Annotated in this window: 17 protein-coding genes; 6 read left to right on the forward strand and 11 right to left on the reverse strand. The window is 55.1% G+C overall.

Translation table 11 applies throughout. From position 1 onward, the window contains the following. The 4 genes from AC1AY0_RS10435 to pdxR form a co-directional block, all read left to right on the forward strand. Nucleotides 1-85: IS3 family transposase (locus tag AC1AY0_RS10435; RefSeq protein ID WP_476526416.1), on the forward strand; the 85-nt coding region annotated here is incomplete at its 5' end. A 1,596-nt stretch (nucleotides 86-1,681) separates the two neighbouring features. After that, nucleotides 1,682-2,557 carry a pyridoxal 5'-phosphate synthase lyase subunit PdxS gene (gene pdxS / locus AC1AY0_RS10440; RefSeq protein ID WP_476524778.1) on the forward strand — a complete coding sequence of 292 codons (876 nt, stop codon included), beginning with the start codon at nucleotides 1,682-1,684 and terminating at the stop codon, nucleotides 2,555-2,557. Between the two features lie 102 nt (nucleotides 2,558-2,659). Next, nucleotides 2,660-3,298, forward strand: a complete 639-nt coding sequence (gene pdxT, locus AC1AY0_RS10445) for a pyridoxal 5'-phosphate synthase glutaminase subunit PdxT (protein ID WP_476524777.1) — start codon at nucleotides 2,660-2,662, stop codon at nucleotides 3,296-3,298. 82 nt (nucleotides 3,299-3,380) lie between these two features. Next, nucleotides 3,381-4,943, forward strand: coding sequence for a MocR-like pyridoxine biosynthesis transcription factor PdxR (pdxR, locus tag AC1AY0_RS10450; RefSeq protein WP_476524776.1), 1,563 nt, complete (start codon nucleotides 3,381-3,383; stop codon nucleotides 4,941-4,943). Here the strand turns inward: pdxR and phnX are convergent. The 4 genes from phnX to AC1AY0_RS10470 all read right to left on the reverse strand — a co-directional run bounded on the left by phnX (nucleotide 4,931) and on the right by AC1AY0_RS10470 (nucleotide 11,064). Beyond that, nucleotides 4,931-5,710 (reverse strand): phosphonoacetaldehyde hydrolase, encoded by a 780-nt coding sequence (gene phnX / locus AC1AY0_RS10455; protein WP_476524775.1) that lies wholly within the window; start codon nucleotides 5,708-5,710, stop codon nucleotides 4,931-4,933. The two genes, pdxR and phnX, sit on opposite strands and share 13 nt — an antisense overlap. Before the next feature lie 175 nt (nucleotides 5,711-5,885). Further along, on the reverse strand, nucleotides 5,886-7,094 hold the full coding sequence (locus AC1AY0_RS10460) for a 2-aminoethylphosphonate--pyruvate transaminase (protein WP_476524774.1): 1,209 nt from the start codon (nucleotides 7,092-7,094) through the stop codon (nucleotides 5,886-5,888). 280 nt (nucleotides 7,095-7,374) lie between these two features. Further along, on the reverse strand, nucleotides 7,375-10,254 hold the full coding sequence (locus tag AC1AY0_RS10465; protein WP_476524773.1) for an extracellular solute-binding protein: 2,880 nt from the start codon (nucleotides 10,252-10,254) through the stop codon (nucleotides 7,375-7,377). A gap of 3 nt (nucleotides 10,255-10,257) precedes the next feature. Beyond that, nucleotides 10,258-11,064: an ABC transporter ATP-binding protein gene (locus tag AC1AY0_RS10470; RefSeq protein WP_476524772.1), complete on the reverse strand. Its 807-nt coding sequence runs from the start codon at nucleotides 11,062-11,064 to the stop codon at nucleotides 10,258-10,260. 576 nt (nucleotides 11,065-11,640) lie between these two features. On the opposite strand from AC1AY0_RS10470, the gene AC1AY0_RS10475 reads away from it, so the two are divergent. After that, the gene (locus tag AC1AY0_RS10475; RefSeq protein WP_476524771.1) at nucleotides 11,641-12,819 is read left to right on the forward strand and encodes an anion transporter; all 1,179 of its coding nucleotides are present in this window, start codon (nucleotides 11,641-11,643) and stop codon (nucleotides 12,817-12,819) included. 13 nt (nucleotides 12,820-12,832) lie between these two features. On the opposite strand, the gene AC1AY0_RS10480 is transcribed toward AC1AY0_RS10475, so the two are convergent. Further along, nucleotides 12,833-15,043, reverse strand: coding sequence for an alpha-L-arabinofuranosidase C-terminal domain-containing protein (locus AC1AY0_RS10480; RefSeq protein ID WP_476526389.1), 2,211 nt, complete (start codon nucleotides 15,041-15,043; stop codon nucleotides 12,833-12,835). Between the two features lie 162 nt (nucleotides 15,044-15,205). Here AC1AY0_RS10480 and AC1AY0_RS10485 point away from each other — a divergent pair, with 162 nt between their 5' ends. Next, on the forward strand, nucleotides 15,206-16,075 hold the full coding sequence (locus AC1AY0_RS10485) for a MurR/RpiR family transcriptional regulator (protein ID WP_476526417.1): 870 nt from the start codon (nucleotides 15,206-15,208) through the stop codon (nucleotides 16,073-16,075). A 724-nt stretch (nucleotides 16,076-16,799) separates the two neighbouring features. Here AC1AY0_RS10485 and AC1AY0_RS10490 read toward each other — a convergent pair. The 6 genes from AC1AY0_RS10490 to AC1AY0_RS10515 all read right to left on the reverse strand — a co-directional run bounded on the left by AC1AY0_RS10490 (nucleotide 16,800) and on the right by AC1AY0_RS10515 (nucleotide 19,788). Next, entirely contained in the window at nucleotides 16,800-17,063 is a 264-nt protein-coding gene (locus AC1AY0_RS10490; RefSeq protein WP_476524769.1) for a hypothetical protein, read from the reverse strand. A 75-nt stretch (nucleotides 17,064-17,138) separates the two neighbouring features. Further along, nucleotides 17,139-17,360 carry a hypothetical protein gene (locus AC1AY0_RS10495; protein WP_476524768.1) on the reverse strand — a complete coding sequence of 74 codons (222 nt, stop codon included), beginning with the start codon at nucleotides 17,358-17,360 and terminating at the stop codon, nucleotides 17,139-17,141. Between the two features lie 141 nt (nucleotides 17,361-17,501). After that, nucleotides 17,502-18,641: a phage major capsid protein gene (locus AC1AY0_RS10500; RefSeq protein ID WP_476524767.1), complete on the reverse strand. Its 1,140-nt coding sequence runs from the start codon at nucleotides 18,639-18,641 to the stop codon at nucleotides 17,502-17,504. A gap of 5 nt (nucleotides 18,642-18,646) precedes the next feature. Then, on the reverse strand, nucleotides 18,647-18,778 hold the full coding sequence (locus AC1AY0_RS10505; protein WP_476524766.1) for a hypothetical protein: 132 nt from the start codon (nucleotides 18,776-18,778) through the stop codon (nucleotides 18,647-18,649). A 186-nt stretch (nucleotides 18,779-18,964) separates the two neighbouring features. Continuing rightward, nucleotides 18,965-19,465 carry a hypothetical protein gene (locus tag AC1AY0_RS10510; protein WP_476524765.1) on the reverse strand — a complete coding sequence of 167 codons (501 nt, stop codon included), beginning with the start codon at nucleotides 19,463-19,465 and terminating at the stop codon, nucleotides 18,965-18,967. 38 nt (nucleotides 19,466-19,503) lie between these two features. Next, a complete protein-coding gene (locus AC1AY0_RS10515) occupies nucleotides 19,504-19,788 on the reverse strand; it encodes a hypothetical protein (RefSeq protein ID WP_476524764.1) in 285 nt (94 codons plus the stop codon). Between the last annotated feature and the right edge of the window lie 200 nt (nucleotides 19,789-19,988).

Raw genomic sequence — 19,988 nt, forward strand, 5'->3', positions numbered from 1 at the left:
ATGGTGGTACAACCACCAACGACTCCACTCGACCCTCAATTACATGAGCCCCGTGGAGTTCACACACCAAGGAAACACCCTCTAGAAACAGTCCAACACACCGTTGCCAATCCAACTTCGCTACTTTCGACACCAACGGTCGAACCGACATCAACACCATTCTCGGCGGTGGGGCTGTCGGACGTGGCGACTACCACGGGTATCTGCCCGAGGGGTATTACATCAAGAACTATGCTCCAGCCACTCTTACACCGGTGGAGTGAACGATTCGAGATTGATATGACGGTCCCGTTCCCCCGTATTGGGGGCGGGGCCCCGGTTTTTGCAAGCAGTGCGCGGAACGAGATGATGTCATTGTTCTTGTCGATGGGGTGCCGTCGCGGATGTCGGATGACGCTTCGCGCAGCATGACGAGAAGCTGTTTGTCTGTAAACGATTATGCGGGCGTCTCGTCACGAGCTTCGGTTCTATCCCTGCCGGACGTTCTACGGCATCTATAGGGTTGGTTGGTATGAGCCTGTCGGCCACCGCCGCTTTCAACACCATGCTGAGAGTGTTGTACAGGTTCTTCTTGCTGGCTACGGACGCATCCCTACTGTCGCGCAATTTCATGCTCTGAATGGTTCTGCATACGACGCTGAGCGTCACCTACGTTATCCTGAGTGACGGATAGTTGCGCAGGTGCACTATCAACGCCTGGTACCCGTTCCTCGTGATTGGGCCGATGAGATCCTTGTGCCCCTCATGTCATTGCTCGGCGTAGTCGGCCAGCTTTGTCGAACCGCCTGATACAAGACCCCCATGTGACTTTCTCCTTGAGGGCTTTGGCTACCTTTACATCGCATTCCTCGTAGGTCTTGACCGTCACCCATTTGCCGTCCACTTTGGCGTATCACCCGGTGTTGTAGTTTTTGCGCTACCATCTTTGAGCTTCTTCCGGGTCTCGTATTTGATTGGGGAGATGGCCCGTTTTTCCTGACTCTCGGCATCATGGTCTCCATTCCTCCGTAACGTTCATTCCGTAACGAATCGTTGGAATCATTCGGTTCTTGACAAATGAAGGCCGGACTGTCCGTGAGACTTCTTCTTTGGGAAATACAGCATCGGCCGAAGGTCGATTCCGATTACGTGGAAACACGACCCGCACATACGGAGCTGCGTCCTGCGATTTCATCCCCGTCAATATGGCGCCGTCGCGGCAGGGGAGTCGTGGAAAAGCCAGCAACTGGCAGAGAACCTTCACTGAAGGTAACTCTCGTGTCGGATGCGTTCCGCTGACTGGCAGGATTCCTTCAGTGACGCACTCAGTGAAGCATTACGGCCAGCGGCTGGCTATATACATCCACTGAGACGTGCTTGGTGGAGGAACAATGCCATTAACTGGCCTGGAATCGACGCTGAGCGTCTCAGCGTAGGAATGCGGCCATCAACTGGCCTTGTTTCGACGGCGTGAATCCTCTCAGTGAGGGGAGCGTGCCAGACGCTGGCACGGAACCGACGCCACTGCACCCAAGTCGCGGCAACGTTCTATCAAGAGAAACAGTAGTGTTGCCGCTAATTGGATGGGTAAAGAACCATTCAATTGGCCCCATCCAAATTGGACTGGTTTGGTTGTGTGCGCATGTGTGCGTTTGATAATGAGCGGGACGTAACTGTTCGACATCAAACGTAAGGGGACACAATGGCAGGCAATCGTGCAGAACTGAATCGAAATCTGGCTCAAATGCTTAAGGGCGGCGTAATCATGGATGTCACCACGCCTGAGCAGGCGAAGATAGCCCAGGATGCAGGCGCATGCGCAGTCATGGCATTGGAACGCATTCCAGCTGATATTCGTGCTGCCGGTGGTGTTTCCCGCATGAGCGATCCGGCCATGATCAAGGGCATTCAGGAAGCGGTTTCCATTCCTGTTATGGCCAAGGTGCGCATCGGCCACATTGCCGAAGCCCGCATTCTGCAAGCCATCGATATCGATTACATCGACGAATCCGAAGTGCTTTCCCCGGCTGATGACGTGTACCACATCGATAAGAATCAGTTCGACGTGCCGTTCGTGTGCGGTGCCAAGAACCTGGGCGAGGCGCTGCGCCGTATCGCCGAAGGTGCCGCCATGATTCGTACCAAGGGCGAGCCGGGCACGGGCGACGTGATTCAGGCCGTGCGCCACATGCGCACAATGAACAAGCAGATTCGCGAGCTTGTCGGTTTGCGCGACGATGAGGTCTACGAGGCAGCCAAGCAGCTGGCCGTGCCGTACGACCTCGCCAAGTACGTGCATGACAATGGCCGCCTGCCTGTCGTGAACTTCGCTGCCGGTGGCGTGGCAACTCCGGCCGATGCCGCCCTCATGATGGAACTCGGTGCTGAAGGCGTGTTCGTGGGCTCCGGCATCTTCAAGTCCGGCGACCCGGCCAAGCGTGCCGCCGCCATCGTCAAGGCCACCGCCAACTGGCAGGATGCAGACCTGCTTGCCAAGCTTTCCGAAAACCTCGGCGAAGCCATGGTCGGCATCAACGAAGACGAAATCCAAACCATCATGGCCGCCCGCGGAGAGTGACGCTCTATCATGTGCCTTCCTCTGGCTCCCCTCCTGGAGGGGAGCTGTCAGCGAAGCTGACTGAGGGGAGGTTGTTGAGGGGTACTGCATAGAGAGGTAACAATGGTTGTAGCTGTTGAATACATTTCCAAAGAAGAATCGGACGATGCCGAATCCGCAACCCATGGCGTAACCGGTATTCTCGCCGTTCAGGGCGCGTTCGCCGAACATGCCGCCGTGCTAGACAAGCTCGGCGCTCCATGGAAATTGCTGCGAGCGGCCGAGGATTTCGACGATTCCATTGATCGCGTAATCCTGCCGGGCGGCGAATCCACCACGCAAGGCAAACTCCTGCACTCCACCGGCCTGTTCGAGAAAATCGACGCGCATATTAAGGCCGGCAAACCCGTGTTCGGCACGTGTGCCGGCATGATTCTGCTCGCACGCAAACTCGACAACGATCCGAACGTGTACTTCGGAGCTCTGGATGCCGTGGTGCGTCGCAACGCGTATGGCCGCCAACTTGGCAGTTTTGCCGCCACGGCGGATTTCGGGCGTCCGGAGGAGTCTGACTATATTGCCGACTTCCCGCTCGTGTTCATTCGCGGGCCGTACGTGGTGTCCGTGGGGGCTGACGCCACTGTGGAAACGGAAGTGGACGGTCATGCCGTGGCGTTGCGCCAAGGCAATATCCTCGCCACTGCATTCCACCCCGAGCTGACGGATGATACCCGCCTCCACGAGCTCTTCCTCTCGCTCTGATCGCATCTAGAGCCCTACAAAGAACTCGGGTAGGCTGTGAAGAGCAGCAGCGCGCAATACCAGCAATATCAAGGAGGCGGCCATGCAATTGCAGTTGAATCGGCGCAGTAGCGTGCCGTTATACCGGCAATTGGCCGCCGAATTGCGCGAACAAATCGTGTCGGGTGCGCTCGCTGAAGGGTATCGGCTGCCTCCGGAGCGCGAGCTCTCCGCGCGCCTCGAAGTCAATCGCACCACGGTATTGCAGGCGTACCAGCAGCTCAAAGATGAGGGGCTCATCGCATCCAAAGTCGGCAAAGGCACCTTTGTGCTGCCGTCGAAACGTACTGGACTGCCGGCAACCATCCGCGATGATTCAGATTCGCTGGGAATTAAACAATCGCCGGCAATCCATACGATTCGAGAAACCTCTGCAGTGCCGGACCAGAGCATAGAACCGACTGTTGTGCGTCCGCCGTGGTCCGTGCTATTCAGCGATTATTCCAATCGTTTCACGTACCATGACATCGCTTCGGCAAACCGCGCGCAAAGCGGCAAAGCAGTCATCGATTTCGCTACTGGTTCGCCAAATCCGGCTGATATTCCCGATGATCTGCTGCGCGCGGTGAGCTTGGAAGCCTTTGCTTCACATGAATTCGATGGCCAGCCGGAGTCTCCTATTGAAGGATTCCCGGAACTGCGCGAACTGTTAGCCGAACATATGCGCACACGAGGTGTGCATTGCAGTGAGCGCAATGTGATGGTTCTGTCCGGTTCCGAACAGGGGATTGATTTATGCGTGCGCGCGTTCATCAACCCTGGCGATTGCGTGCTCGTGGAACAATCCACGTTCTTCCCGGCATTGCAAGCCTTCCGTTCGGCGGATGCTCGAATTGTGGGCGTGCCCATGGATGAATATGGTATGCGAACCGATTTATTGGAAGGCTATTGTGCGCGGTTCCATCCGAAATTTATCTATACGATTCCAACATTCCAGAATCCGACCGGCTCGACTATGCCGGCAGAGCGCAGGCGTGAGCTGATTGACGTGGCGCGTAAATATCAGTGCCTCATTATCGAAGATGATGCGTACGGTGAATTGTGGTACGGGGGAGATGATGAGCAGCGCCCGATACCGCTCAAAGGCATGGAAAATGCGGGATATGTGATGTATCTTTCCACCTTCTCCAAAACGGTGACTTCGGGATTGAGAACTGGGTGGATTGTGGCGGATTCGCATGTGATTGACCGATTAGCGGCATTGCGACGCATGGTCGATCAGCATACGAGCACGTCTTCGCAGCGTATTTGCCTGGAATTGCTGAAGGAAGGGCGCATTGCCGAGCATGTTCGGGTGCTGACTAGTGCTTACCGCGAACGACGGAATATGGCAGTAGCGGCATTGGAGGAGTATGCACCGGACGGAATGCGATGGAATGCTCCGGAGGGTGGCTACTATATTTGGGCTTCATTGCCTGAAGGAGTGCGCTCGCTGGATGTGCTTGACCGTTGCCGTGCGCAAGGCGTGACGTTTATGCCCGGCAGCGTTTTCGATGTTGACGAAACCGATGACGGGCATATTCGCCTCAACTTCGTGCGACCGGATGCCGCAGATATAGCCCGCGGCATCCAGGTGATTTGTGAATGTATTACTCAGGCAAGCTGAGCGAGGAGAGTGGGGAGCTCGGCCATGGTGTCGATTACGGCGTCGGCGCCGGCGTTGACGAACGCTTCGCGGGCGGCAGCACGAGCCTTAGCCTTCTCGGCGTCGGACAGTGCGTTGAACTCGTCCTCGGAGAGGGCCATCTGAGAGCTACCCTCGGTCACGCCAATGGTGAAGACGCCGGCATTCTTGCCTTCGCGAATATCAGACAAAGTATCGCCCACCTTGGCAGCCTTGCGCACGTCGGTCACGCCAAGCTTCTCAAGGTTCCTGAACACCATGTACGGGTAAGGACGGCCGAAGCCATTCGTGCCATCCGGGCTAATCCAGAAGTCCGGAGCATAGCCGTTCTCCGCAGCCTTCGGCACCACAATCTCCATCATCTTGTCCGTGTAGCCAGTGGTGGAACCAATCTTGATGCCAGCTGCGCGCAATGCGGCCACAGCATCCACCACACCCGGCTTCGGGTCTGCGAAACCATCAAGAATGGAGAGCAGCTTCGGCTCAAAGTGGCTGTAAACAGCATCCACATCAGCATCGGTTGGTGCTGCGCCGTGCTCATCTTCCCAAGCACGAGCAATGCGGTTCATGTGCAGCATGGTGTTGATGTGGTCATGCTTCAGCATGCCCATAGGCTTGCGGGTCTCGGCCATCGTAGGTTCGATGCCGAACTCCTTGAACGCCTCCTGGAAAGCGCGAACCGGAGCAAAGCAACCATAATCCACGGTAGTTCCAGCCCAATCAAAAATCACAGCTTCAAAACGAGACATAATAATTCCTTCATCGTGTTTTGTTTGATAGGAAGTCTGATTGATGGCATGCGTTGCTCGATCGTAAGCAGCGGAAGGGTGTGCTAAGCTCTGCGAGCACACCCTGAAGCGAGGCCGAACGGCCTTGAGTGTATCGAGCAACGCATGCCATCAATCAGACTGGCCCAATGAATAATCAGGCGGTGAGCTTGACGTTGGCAGGGGCAGCGGCCTTGATCGGTTCGCCAGCCTTATCCATGGCGGCGATGGCTTCCGGCACGGAATCGGTACCAATGGCGGCTTCAAGCAGGCCGCGCTCGCCCATGTAGAGGGCCAGCAGCTCAGTCACCTTTTCGATGTCGTCAGTGTAGATCTCACCGATGTTGCCCAGACGGAAGGTTTCTTCATTGGTGAGCTTGCCCGGGTAGATGGCGTAGCCGCGCTCCTTGATGAACTCGTACATGTCATGGAAGTCAAACGTGGTGCCTTCCGGGTACAGGAAGGTGGTGATGATCGGGCCCTGGTGGTCAGCCAGGAACACGCGGAAGCCGAGAGCCTTCATGCGAGCGATCAGCAGGTGGTTGTTCAGCGCGTAGCGAGCGGAACGAGCCGGGATGCCACCTTCGGCGAACATTTCATCGAGAGCCTTGGAGAAGGCGAGCACCACGTGGGTCGGAGAAGTGTAACGCCACTTGCCATTAGCCTTCTCGAGCGTGTTCCACTGATCCCACAGGTCGAGGGAGAGGGAGCGGGCCTTGCCCTTGGAGGCTTCCAGCTTGGCCTTGTTGCAGATGATGAAGCTGAAGCCCGGCACGCCCTGAATGCACTTGTTGGCGGAGGAGACGAGGAAGTCGATGCCCCAGTCAGCCACCGGAATATCCACGCCGCCGAAGGAGCTCATAGCGTCCACCATGAAGGTGCAGCCGTGCTTCTTGGCGACTGCGGCCACGGCCTGAATGTCGTTCAGCAGGCCGGAAGTGGTTTCGGAGTGAATCATCGAAACGTGGGTGATGGACGGGTCGGCAGTGAGGTATTCCTCAACCTTGGCGGCATCCGGAATGCGATCGTACGGTTCGGCGTACTGCGTGTAGGCGATGCCAGCGTGATCGCAGATCTTGGCCTGGCGGTCACCGTAAGCGCCGTTGGTGCACAGTAGCACCTTCTCATCCTTGCCGATTACCGAGGTCAGGACGCTTTCCACGCCGAAGGTGCCGGAGCCCTGCATCAGGACTGCGGTGTAGTCGTCGGCATTCACGTGGGCGAGCTCAAGCAGCTGACGGCGAATCTTCTGAGTGATCTGCTGGTAGTCCTCATCCCAAGTGCAGTGGTCGAAGAGCATTTCTTCCTTGACCGTGCGGGTGGTGGTCAGCGGGCCAGGAGTCAGCAGCTTGTATTCGTTTGCCATGGTGGAATTTCCTTTCCTGTGATGTTCTGCGGCTGAGTCTAATCAGTCGCGTAGTTTCTGTAATTTTCTACGTAGTCTGTAAGGCGCAATCGGAGTGTCGTATGTAGTTCTGTATGTGGGGTGTTGCGCGTTTGGTTGGGATGTATGATGCCCGACACACTCAAGGCCGTTCGGCCTCGCTCCGGCGTGTGCTCGCGGAGCTTAGCACACGCCTTCGCTGCTTACGGTCGGGCATCACACATCCCAACCAAACGCTGCGCAGTACATAATCTGTAATTAATCACTCGCCTTGGGCGATGCGCTTGCATTCGGACGAGAAGTCCTGGTGCTCTTGCAGCAGGTCCACGGTTAGGGGCTTCGGGAAGGTCTTGGAACGCTTGGAGGCGTTGGCCGGAGCCTTTTCGCCTTGGTAGAGCGGCGTCGGGTAGGTCTTCAGCAGTTCCTTGCGGCCTTCGTCGATAATCACGCCGGCCATCTTCTGCGCCTTCGGGTTGGTCTTAGCGCCCTTGTCCAGCACGGCCACCGACTCGGTCAGCGAGTAGTTGCCTTCCTCAGGATCCACATAATCAATCGGCAGGCCCTTCTTCTTGTCGGCCACAGCCTGATGGCGCAGGCCGAAACCAATCGCGACTTCGCCGGAACGCACAGCCTTCAACGGGCCGGAGCCGGACTGTTCAAGGTGCGGGCCCGCGTTGCGGTAAATGTCCGTCAGAATCTGCTTACCTTCAGCGCCGGTACCGTAAGCGTCCACGATGGCCTGAATCATCAGCCAACCAGTGGAGGAGCCTTCCATATCCGGCACAGAAATCAATCCCTTGTACTGCGGGTCAGCCAAATCCTTGAAACTCTTCGGTTCAGGAACACCAGCTTCCTTCAACGCAGTGGTGTTCACGATAATCGCACCTTCCTGCGCAGTAGTGGGGGAGCGGTAAGCGGGAGCCTTGGAGTTTTCGGAAGTGCCGAGCAGCTTGGAGTGCACGTCGGTCAGGTTGGCGAACATGTGGTTGCGTTCCTGAGCGGAATCCACATAGTAGGAGCTCATGGTGAGCATATCCGCTTCCAGAGCCTTACCTTCGGCCAGCATCTTGCCGCCGAGCTCAGAAGTACCGAAGCTTTGAATAATGTACTGGTTCTTGAAACCGTTGTTATCCAAAGCGTGCTGGAAAGCGACCACAGCCTCGTCATCGGCGTTGGTGTAAATCACCACTTGACCATTCGTGCTGGCAGTAGCCGTAGCGCCGAAGCCGAAACCGACCAGCAGCACAGCGAGCACAGCGGAAAGACCAGCAGTGAACGCGTTACGCGCCTTGCGATTGCCGGAAGTCGGCAGCGGGAAGTCCGGAGTGCCATTGTGCGCAGCCTGTGCGGCAGCAGTCAGGCGGGTATCAGTGGCAACAGTGGAACGTGCGGCAGCCAGCTGCGGAGTCTTCACAGTAGCGCGGGCGGCAGCCTTAGCGCGCTCTGCAGAACGGTCGCGCGTAGCGAAAGCAATCACGCCCTTCACTACCAGGTTCGTGACCAGAATCAGCAGCGAAAGCACGAACACGTCATCGAACTTAGCGATGTGCTGCAGTGCGGAAATCTTCGTGGTGATCACCTGCGTGCGAGCACCGGTCAAGAAGACCACTGCGGAAATCGTCACCATAGCGTTGACGAAGTAGTAGCCGAACACCTGCAGGATCGTAGGCCATGCGTTCGGCGTGACCACGCGCACAATCGTCTTGATCCAGTTATCGCCCATGAGCTTGGCCGTGGTTTCCCAGCCGGCGTTCATCTTGGACAGCGAATCCTTGATCATCTGGTATGGGGTGGCGAAGTAGTGGATGATGTTCGCAATAATCAGAATCCAGAACGTGTTCTGCAGCGAAGAGCCAGAGAAGGCGAACAGGAAGGCAATGCCGAGCACCATGCCAGGCACAGTGTTGATGATTGCGGAGATGGCGTCCACTGAGCGCTTCGCCCAGTTCGGCAGTTTGGAGCGGGAGGTCACCAAGCCTGCGGCGTATGCGAACAGGCAGCCGACGATAGCGGTCATCACAGCCACGTACAGCGAGTTGGTGAACACCTGAGTCAGCTCGGAATCGGTGAACATGTTCGCAATGTGCGCGAACGTCGGTGTGGTGTTGAACGGCCATTCGGAAACGAACGGGATCAGCAGAATCACTGCGAACACGGAAAGCGTGCACACCAGCACTACCACGGAAGCGATGCCGCACGCCCAGTCGCGGCGCTTGCCCTTAGGCAGTTCAACTTGGCTGATCTGCTTGTAACGGATGGCGAAACGCTCCAGCACGGTCATCAGAATGATGGAGATGATCGAAGGAATCAGCATGAACACTGCAATCACAGCGCCACGGTTGAAGTTCGGAATGGAGCCGAGCATCTGGTTGAACAGAGTCATGGCCAGCACGTCGTATTCGCCACCCACCGAGGTCGGAATGCCGTAGTCGGTGAACGCGAGGAAGAACGACTGGATGAATGCCACAGCCATCGTGCCGATCAGCGGGCGCAGCACGGTGTTGAGGAACGTGGTCAGAGGCTTGTCTCCCATGATGTGGGATACGATGATGAACTTCTTATCCACGAACTGGAAGCTGTTGTTGATCAGCAGGAAGCAGGTGGGCAGCGTGTAGATCACGTAACCCATCAGCAAGCCGTTGAATCCGTAAATGTCGAACAGCTGGTGGCCGAACAGTCGAGTGATCAGGCCCTGCTTGCCGAAGGAGTAGATGATAGCGAAACCGTAGGTGATGGTCGGCAGCAGCATCGGCAGCTGGGCGAGCAGCGCCACGGCCTTCTTGAAACCGGCCGGCACATTCGTGCAGTTGATGGTGTAGGCCAGCAGGAATGCCAGCAGTACAGCCACCAGTGCGGACGTGGCGGATACGGCCAGCGAGTTGGTGATGGAGCGCGTGAACTCCGGGCGGGAGAGCACGGCTGCATAGTTGGAGAGCGTGGCCTCGCCGGACGCGGTGGTGAAGGAACGGATGATGACCAGCACCATCGGCACTACGAGGAACGCGGCGAAGCAGACGGCTACGATGGCCAGCAGCGTCCACAATTCAGTTTGCTTCGGTGCACGCGGGCGACGCTCGTAGTTGACGATTTCGGGGCGAATGTTGGGCAGTTGCTTGCCCGCCTGAATGGATTCGACGGACATGGCTCAGGCCTCCTGCCCGGCGAGAGCGGTGTTCTTGGCTTTGGCGGCAGACTGTTCGTCGGCTTCCGCTTCGCTGAACAGTGAGTAAATGTTATTGCGCTTGACTTCGAGCTGGTGCAGGATGAACTTCTTGACGAAGTCGCTGGCCGGATGCTCGATGATATTCTCCGGAGTATCGAACTGAGCGATCTTGCCATGGTTGATAATGAGCACCTTGTCGCTCATCGTGCAGGCTTCCTCCGGATCATGGGTGACCATGATGGTGGTGAGCTTGTACTGGTCCACAATCTGCTTGATCTTGGCCTTGATGGATTCCTTGATCACGCCGTCCAATGCGGAAAGCGGCTCGTCGAGCAGTAGCAGCTTCGGCTTCATCACCAGCGTGCGAGCCAAGGCCACACGCTGCTTCTGGCCACCGGAAAGCTCGTCGATATGCTTGTTCAAGTGTTCTTCCAAGCCGAGCAGCTTAATGAGTTCCTTGATTTCCGCCTCGGAGGAGATGCCCGGGTTGTTGCGCAGACCGTACGTGATGTTCTCGTAGGCGGTGAGGTTCGGGAACAGTGCGTAATCCTGGAACACGATGTTGAAGCCGCGCTTCTCCATCGGTACCTGAGTCAGGTCTTCGCCGTTGTACAGAATCTGACCGCTCGTGGCATCGGTGATGCCCAGGATGATGTTGAGCAGGGTGGTCTTGCCGCCACCGGACGGGCCGAGGATGGACATGATCTGGCCGTCGCCCAGAGTGAGGCTGATGCCGTTCAACACATGAGTGTCACCGAACGACTTGGTGATGTTTTTCAGTTCGAGCATATTTCCCAACTTGCCTTCCGCGAATACTCGCAGAATCGAATTTCAACTATTCATCATTCAGTTATTCGCGGCTATAACCGCTGCCGTACTTCCATAGTCAGGCAAGCTCGAGTGGCGTGAATCTTACATTGGGGAAAGCCCGGAAAAAGAAAGGTGAACAGTAAGTAAAACTACACGTCTCACACGTAGTCGCCGTAGTTTTTTCCCTTCTCTCGGCTCCCCTCTGGAGGGACATTGCCGTGAAGCAAACAGCAGAGCTGTTTGTAGGCAATGTGCGAGACGACAGTCGAGCCAGCAAAATGCAGGCGAAGCCTGCCCTTAATTGCAGGACGCTGGCCGCGAAGCGGACTGAGGGGAGCTCAAAAAACTACCTCGCCATATTCATAATTTCCTAATCATTCACTATTCCGTAACTATCACCCCGCCCAAAAAAGTCGGGAGCAAATCCCAATAACCAGTAAGTCTTATCGGCATTTTCAGCAAAAAAGGTCGGAAAACAGCACGCCGAAACTACGTACTCGGCAGGGTGTTCCGATACTATTGAGCACGTCAAAACGGCTTGAAAACGGAGGATTCATGCGGCGTTGGCTGATCAACCTGCTGAAGAACGAGACGATTCTGGTGGTCGCCGCAATACTCGCATTGATTTCCTGTTTTATCGTCCCTCCAGACGCCGATTACAAGGGCTACATTCACGCCAGCACCATCAGCCAGCTCATCTGCCTGATGATCGTAGTGTGCGGCTTCCAACGCATTGGCGTCTTCCGCATCATCGGCTCGCGCCTGTTGGAGAAAACCAGCACAATGCGCGGCTTGGTCATCACACTGGTTTCGCTCACCTTCTTCTCCGCCATGCTCATCACCAATGATGTGGCACTGGTAACGTTCGTGCCATTCGCAGTGGCCGTACTCATCATGGCTGGCCAACAAGAGCGCACGATTCTGGTGGCCACCCTAATGACTATCGGCGCAAACGTGGGCAGCATGCTCACCCCAATCGGCAACGCACACAACCTGTATTTGAAAGCCCTTACCGGCATGCCAACCATGGAATTCATCGGCATTATGGCACCGTACTCGATTACCGCAGCCATACTGCTCGTCATCGTGGCGTGCGTAGTATTCGGCAAGCAGCCGGTCGGCAATCTCGGCAATCTGGAAACCGGCGTGCTGGCTCCCGAACGCAACAAGCACCAGCCTGATGAGATTCGCATCACCGGCTATGGTGCCGGCTATGGCGGCTGGCGAACCGTGGTCTACACGCTGCTGTTCGGAGTCTGCTTGCTCGCTGTTTCCGACGTGATTCCGCTGTGGGCCATGTGCGTGATCGTGGTAGTGGTGTTCCTGTTCACTGATCGCCGCGTATTCCGCTACGTAGATTGGGGCCTGCCGCTCACGTTCTGCATGTTCTTCATCTTCATCGGCAATATGAAGCGTGTGCCCGAATTTTATGAGCTTGCGCGCTCGCTAGTGGGCGGGCATCCGCTCGAAGTGGCCGTGGCCTCAAGCCAGGTGATTAGCAATGTGCCTACGACGATTCTGCTTTCCGGCTTCTGCGACCAGTGGCGCGAGCTGATCATCGGCACCAATCTGGGCGGCATGGGCACTCTGATTGCTTCGATGGCTTCGCTGATCTCCTACAAGAATGTAGTGCGTCAGTATCCGAATAAGAAGGGCCGCTATCTCGCCATCTATTCCGCAGTCAATGTGCTGTTCCTCGTAGTGCTCGTTGGGTTGAGCTGGATTATCGAATAATTGCAGACGATTATTACCAGCGTGCAGTAACCACGGTTAAACTGTACGGTTTGATTTTCATAGCCAACAGCGAATTGGATGCCGGTAAAGTCACTGTGCGATGCTCTGGAATGATTGCGCCCTGCGCTGTGCCGCGATAATCGATAGTGGTTTTAGCCTTCGGGGGAGCAGTCAATGTTTCGATATCCAGCTGAACCTTATTATCGCTGCCTTGACTGCCAGCATTACCCAGCGCAGCCAAACCACGGTTGATTTCCAGCGTCACATCTGCCGCAGTAGAAGCAGTGTTGACGATTTTGATATATCGGATTGAGCGCGTGCTATCTCTGCCAGTGGCGCTGACATACAGATGACGTGAAGCCTTGGACTGCTCCACATCCACCTGATAAGTCATATCGCCCATCCGAGTGGCGAACAATCGCTCAGCCTCATAATTCAAAGTTGGATTCACATGCGCCGGATTGAACTCGATCAGATTCTGCGCCCAACCTTTAGCCGGAATATGCGCCAAAAGCGGCGCATAGGAAGTCATTTTCACCACATCGGAATTGCGCTCGCAGTCGGTGAGGAATGCGGCCTCGCCGAGTGCGGACCTCCACGTATTCGCACCCTGCTCGGTTTGCGGCTGGCCTGCAAAATAGTCGTTCGCGGAGTATTCGCCAAAATAGACGCCGGCTCCGCAACGCGGGTAATCATCGAAACGAGTGGCCTGCGATTCAAACCATTCCGGCGAATGATAGGAATGCTCGTCCACAATAATCGCGTCACCAGTGGCGGAATTCTGCGCGCCTTCGCCGGCGTTCGCGGTGTTGCGCGCGTAATCCCACGTGCGCTTCATTGCCGGCTGGAAGGGGAAGAGCCCGGCGCTCATAATGCACAGCATCTGCGGGTAGCGTTCATGGATCGCGTCGCTGATCCGCGTGAACTTGGCTACATAATCCGCGCCGAAATTCTCATTGCCCACGCCAATCATGTCCAAACCGAACGGTTCCGGATGGCCCATATCGCGGCGGACCGCAGCCCACGGGCTTGAATCCGGATCCCCATTGGCGAACTCGATAAGATCCACATAATCCTGAACCACATTGCGCCTGAACGCTTCAGAATCAATATCCATGTGGCGAGGGTCGCGGCCCGGAGACTGGCATGCAATGCCGGCAAACAAGGTAGGCAACGGCTTGGCACCCAAATCCTCACAGAGGCAGAAATACTCGTAGAATCCGATTTGATAGCTCTGGCAGTAGCTGGAACCGTCCGGCATTTTGAACGACCATATCGAATATTGCGGTCGACGAGCCGCCAGCGAGCCAACCGTATCCTTCCAACGATACTCATTGCCCGGCGTCACACCCTCCACAATGCAGCCGCCGGGGAAGCGCATAAATGATGGATTCAATGCTTTGATGGTTTCCACCAAGTCGCGCCGAAACTTGCCATACCGCCATTTCGGGTCATCGGCACCCCAGTAATCCGCATCCATACATTGCACAAGATCCAAGTCGAACATAGCAGTGGTGGCGGTGGTAGCATCAGTCGAAGTCGAGTCATCTTTCGATTCAATGGCAATGTGCAGCTTGCCATAATCAGTTGCCAAACCGTGCACCTGAGCCGTGCAGTGAATCCAATCGTTTACCGGCTTAATAGCGGCAACATTTGCAGCATTGCCAGCATCATCGCTGGCGCAACAATCAAACCGAGCAGTTTCGGTTAACGGCGTACCCTGCGCATCAACCACACTTACCGCAAGCACAACCTGGCCGGCTACCGGCCGCAGTTGGAAGTCAATGTCATAGGTGTGTCCGGCAACAATAGAGAACGCGGGCTGATTACCATTACTGCCGCCGCCGTTATATCCAAGATTCTCGATGTGTGCGGGGAGCGAAGCAGTAGTAATGCGCGCGTACCGACTGTGCGCATGAATCGGGGGAGCGGGGCATACCGTATGAAGAATCTGCCCATGCGAGCCGCGGATTTCAGCGCCATAGCTTTCGGCTGAGCAGTTGGTGAAACGCCAGAAGCGCAGTGGATCAGCCTCAGTGCGCCAGCGGTCGCCACCGGCCATTCGCCACGTGTGATGGTTCAAATACACGCCATCGAAGCTGTAATTGTTCACCATATTGGCATTCAGACCACCATCCGCGCTGTGGTTGATGTCTTCGAAAAAGACGCCGTACAGCCGTTCACTCGTCCGATGAATAGGGTCTGAGACTGTAATCCGCACCATGATGCCAATTGTAGGTGTTTTGCTTGGCTGAGCGAAGTGAAAGTGAACAAAAAAGTTCTCTCACAGTTCATATTGTGGTTAATGCAAATCGTGATTTTACGGGTGGAAAGCCGGTACGCTCAGAAACGGAAATAGGAATAATGACGAATCAGGAGCGTGACTGTGCAATCCTCGGTGGGAATACGAGAACGTATTGATCACGTGTACCCCTCGTTGCGTCCAGCCGAGCGGGCTGTGGCTCAATATATTCGCGACCACACGGAAGAGGCCGCGGAACTGACGGTGGGGCAGTTGGCAGATGTGGCGCATGTGAGCCAGCCGACGGTGATTCGTTTCTCGCGCAAACTTGGATTTGGCGGCTACCGCGAACTGCGATACGTGCTGCGCCATCCGACCGCCGCGCATCAAGTGACGTTCGATCCGCTGTCCGGCTTCGATTTGAACCCGTGGGACAGCGTTGATGAGATTCCTGCCAAAGCCGCGGACGGCGCTAAAGCGCTTATCGATGAGATGCGCGGAGCTTTGGATTCCAAGGCATACCGCAAGGCGATTGACATTATTGCCGAAGCGGGATTGATTGATATTTTCGGCGTGGAGAATTCGCTGACGCCGGCCATGGATCTGTTCACGAAGTTCGAGTATCTGGGGCTCACATGCCGCCTCAATACGGACGCTTACCTGCAGCAGATCGGAGCCGGACACCTGACTCATGGCGATGTGGCCATCGCATTCTCCCACTCCGGAAGCTCGGCGGATACGGTCAAGGCGCTGAGATTGGCGAAGTCGCGTGGGGCGAAAACCATTGCGATCACCAATGCTATCGGTGCTCCCTTGGCCAGCTGGGCTGATGTAGTGCTTGTGACCGGGCGCGACTCGCATGCCATTTATGGCAATGCGATTTTCTCGCGCGTGGCCGATACCGCGCTTGTCGACATGCTCTATATGGGCGTGATTCTGTCCGACTACGGCCGATTCTCCACCGCTTTAGATGAATCCGGCCGCATGATTCGCGACCGCGTATTCGAAAGCTGAGTTTGGTTCTATTTGTGTGCGTGTGCGCGTGCGTGCTGTGTACGTGTATGTGCGTGCATATGCGTGCCACGCTAGCGCAAAATGATTGAATATGCGCTGGCGTGGCACGGCGCATTGATGAAATATCGCGATTTATGCCTAAAAACGTGCCACGCTAGTGCAGAATGATTGGATTTGCATTGGCGTGGCACGAGTGTGTGCCACGCGAGCGCAAAATAGCCTGATTTGCGTTGGTGTGGCAGATAAGTGACCCCGGCCGGGCTCGAACCGGCGACCTTGAGATTAGTGGGCGCTATCAATGAGTAGTTACGAAGAATCGTAAACCGTTGATTTCGTTGGGTTTTCTGGTTATTCAACCAATGGGTAGTTATGCCTGATAACGGCTATTTCCGGCGCACATCAGGGACGAATCAGGGACGGGCTAAGAGCATGGAATGCTGCATTTTATGCCGTCTTGTCGTAAATCGTTGGAATAACCCATATTGCGTAGCCTGCGCACAGATTGCGCACAGATTGCGCAGCCAGAAATGACGGAATAACCCATATTGCGCATATTGCGCAATTTCTCTCTCCCTAGAGGAAATAAGCAATTAATCACGGTTGCATATTGCCGGTTGTGTCTGAAGCTGTTGGGGTATGAATAAAGCCCCATACCTAAAGGTTGGTATAGGGCTTAAAACGCAAGTTCGCAAACTTCTGTTCATGTCAAATGTTTGATGTCTCGTTATGCGATACTTTCCAGATATTTGGTAAATTCGTCTTTTTCCGCTCGGTTCTGTTCGTTTTGAATGTCGGGTGTGGCGCGGTTTAGGTCTTTAAGACTTGAAAGATAGGCGGCGACAAGTCGCGTGGAGGGTTCCGCGCTTGCTTTGTCCATTTGACGGGCCAATGTGCGCGCTACTTCCACGATGGCGCTATAACGTTCGTCGCCGTCCAGCCGAAGTGCCTTTATGGTGCGATTCACGGCACGAATATGGGTCTGGCCCATGGTTTGTAAGCCTTTCCAGTTGGGTGAAAATAATTTAGAGGGAGAGAAACAGCGGGCAAGCGGATAGTCTCTCACTCATGACCTGTTTTGGGATTCTGCCGCCCCTACCCGGTCGTGTTTCGTCGGGTACGGCTCTTTATTGTCTTCCGAGATTTGATGTAGATGCTCTAGGCGCTCCATATGCTCGTTTATCTCCAATTGCTGCCGTGCAATGATGGCAAGCAATTGTATGGCTGGCGTGGGCTGCTGTCTTACTGCGTCATATATCCATTCGGCTATCTTCTCGGATTCGCTCATGCATCGTTCCTGTTCGATATTGGTGGTGGCGCGTGTCTTCCTCACACGCGCCACCTGTTCACAGAGACCTTTTTGAGGTCTTAAGTCCCACCCTCCGTCACTTGGCTCGGTATGAACCGTATGACTTTCCCTAATCTCCGTTTACTTGCCGGTGGTTGGGGCCGTGAGTTTTAGTTCGACTAGTCCATGAGGCTTATACACGTCGAGTGCATAGCGGTTTTCAACGCGGGCACGCACCGTGTTTCGACTGAAACCTGTTGCGGCGTCCCATTCAAGCCGCATTCGGTTGTCGGTTCCGATGGCGAGGGAATCGGTTCCAATAACCCACCCTCTACCTTGGTCGAGTCCGGGTACTTGGGCAACTTGATAGCCCCACATGGTGCGGTTGGTCGGGTCGATGACATTCGACATGTAGTAACGTCCCTCGGCGTCCTTGCGAGTCTGCACGTCCATCCAATCGGCGCTACTCAACGCGATGACCTGCACGCCAATTCCGATGCTTTCCAGCTTGTTAATTCCAAGCATGATCGTATCGAATATGTTGTTGTGCCATTCCTGAGTCTGTACGCCTTCCACATGGTCAAGGCCCAATAAGTGTGTCTCGGTGCCGTCTCCGTGCAGTATCTCATCTTCCACGGTGTTGATCACTTCAAGAGTAAGGCGCGTGCCTAACCATTGGCGAATACTGGTAGCGTCTTCAAGAACAAACTTGTCTATTTCGTCGGTCAGTACTGCGATGACTTTAAGAGTCTGCGTATTCCTTACTAAGTTAAGCTTTTTGATTGGCTTCTCGGTTCCAGCCGGCACGACGGCAGCGCCACCTGAGTTTTCTTCGGCTGTTTCTCGAATAATGTCATAAACCGGTTCGCGTTTCACTGCGGGAAGATAGTCAACGAGGCGCGGTGGGATTTCAGCGCCGGCATAATTCGGTATGGGCGCGTTTGGGTTGACAATAGGCACTGGGATAAGCGTGCTTCCTGCCTGAATGAGTCCCTTCACTCCAAATTTTCTGCTGTAGTTGAGTGCATGATGTGGGATTTCAGTAGTGAGCTTGCGCAGTGAGAGATGCCCTGACCCGGCGGACTGTGACATGTTGTCCATTTCGTCGGTATTCAGATCATTTACCCCCTTGAACATGTCGATGCGTTCCTTCAGACGTTTGGCCTCCGCGTAATGCTTCTTGAGTTCCTGTGCCTCTTCTTCCGTGAGGTTGTCCGCGCCCTTATCTACGAGCCTCTGAGCTGCCTTCTTCTCGGCATCAAATTGTTCCAGTATGTTCATTTTTCTTAACGCTCCTTATCTTCATTGCTGATATCGATGCTGTCGAAATACGCAGCCATACGCAGCAGTTCAGGCATTTCCTTGTGTCGCTTGATTTTGAAAATCAGTCTGCGGATTAGCGAAACGATATGTCTCATACATCCCTCCAATTTATTGATATTGATAACGATTCTCCTATCTATTAATAATAATAGAAGAAAACCCGGCAACTTGTCGGATAAATCGACTGTTACCGGGTCTAAATTCAGATCAATCAATCTTGATGTCCGAGCAACGGGTGTCTTACTTATGCCTGCGAGCGCATGTCTTGGCGCGAAGTATCGTTATGAGTGCCTTTCTTGGATAGGGTCAGTATCTTCATTCATGTTTTTGCTTTCCGGCTGGAAGGTCTGACCTTGATTCGTGGGCTCGTTTAGGGGGTATTGTTTCGGCAAGTTCCATGCGAGACTGGTGAGTGCTTGGCGGTGGTCGATGACCCATTGGGTGACTTCGGCGCAGTCGTTCAGCCATTTCTGTAGTTGGTTTGTTTGATTTGCAAGGTCTGCTAGTTGGTCGGGCGTGAGATTATGCATTTCTGAGTCGTATGCGGACTGAGGCAAGATTGAAATGCTGCTGTCCCATGTTCCTTCGTCTGTCAAGAGGATGGAAAAACCTAGGTTGAACGCTTCCATATCGCTATCGAATATAGAAAGCATTGATTCGTCTGGCTTTCTGAGCGTGAAACCGGGCATGTGTTCGAGTTGTAATCTGGGTAGCAGTCCGCAGTATGTTTTGCCGTTCGGTGGATTTCCTTTATCTGGAATTGTGGTGGTTTCCCTGTCCATTTGTCCTGTCTTTCCTTTTTTGGTTTTTTGGGGGCTTCCTACGCCGAGTGTGAGCCGCTGGGTTTAGATGTCCAGCTTTTCGGCGTTGGTCTCGGGTCTATCTGTTGGGCGATGCGTAGCAGGCTGGCGGCGTAGATGCCGGATTCCGGCGAGTCGGACGGTAGATGCACGGCGAACGTGTTTTCGCCATTCGTGATGCATTCAGCGGCGCGGCGCAAGAGGTTTCCGGCGAGCGCCTGCGCGTATCTCCGGTATTCGCTCATATCCAGCGTCTGCAAGGGTGTGAGGTTTATCGATGGTTTCTGCTTGCCGACGTTCACCATGACTCGCTTCCTTCAAAGGGGACTTGGATTAGGTGGTGTGACTCCGGTGCGCCTAGATCTATGTTGGCGAGCGCGAGTGCGGTTTCGCAGAGTGGGCATGAGAGCCATGGGCCTTGCTTGGCTGCTTGGGTGGCCTTGTGGTCGGTGGTCAATCGGATTCCGCAGAGTGTGATTGTTGCCGTGTGGTCGGCTAGGGTTTT

Source organism: Bifidobacterium sp. LH_416 (assembly GCF_056357055.1).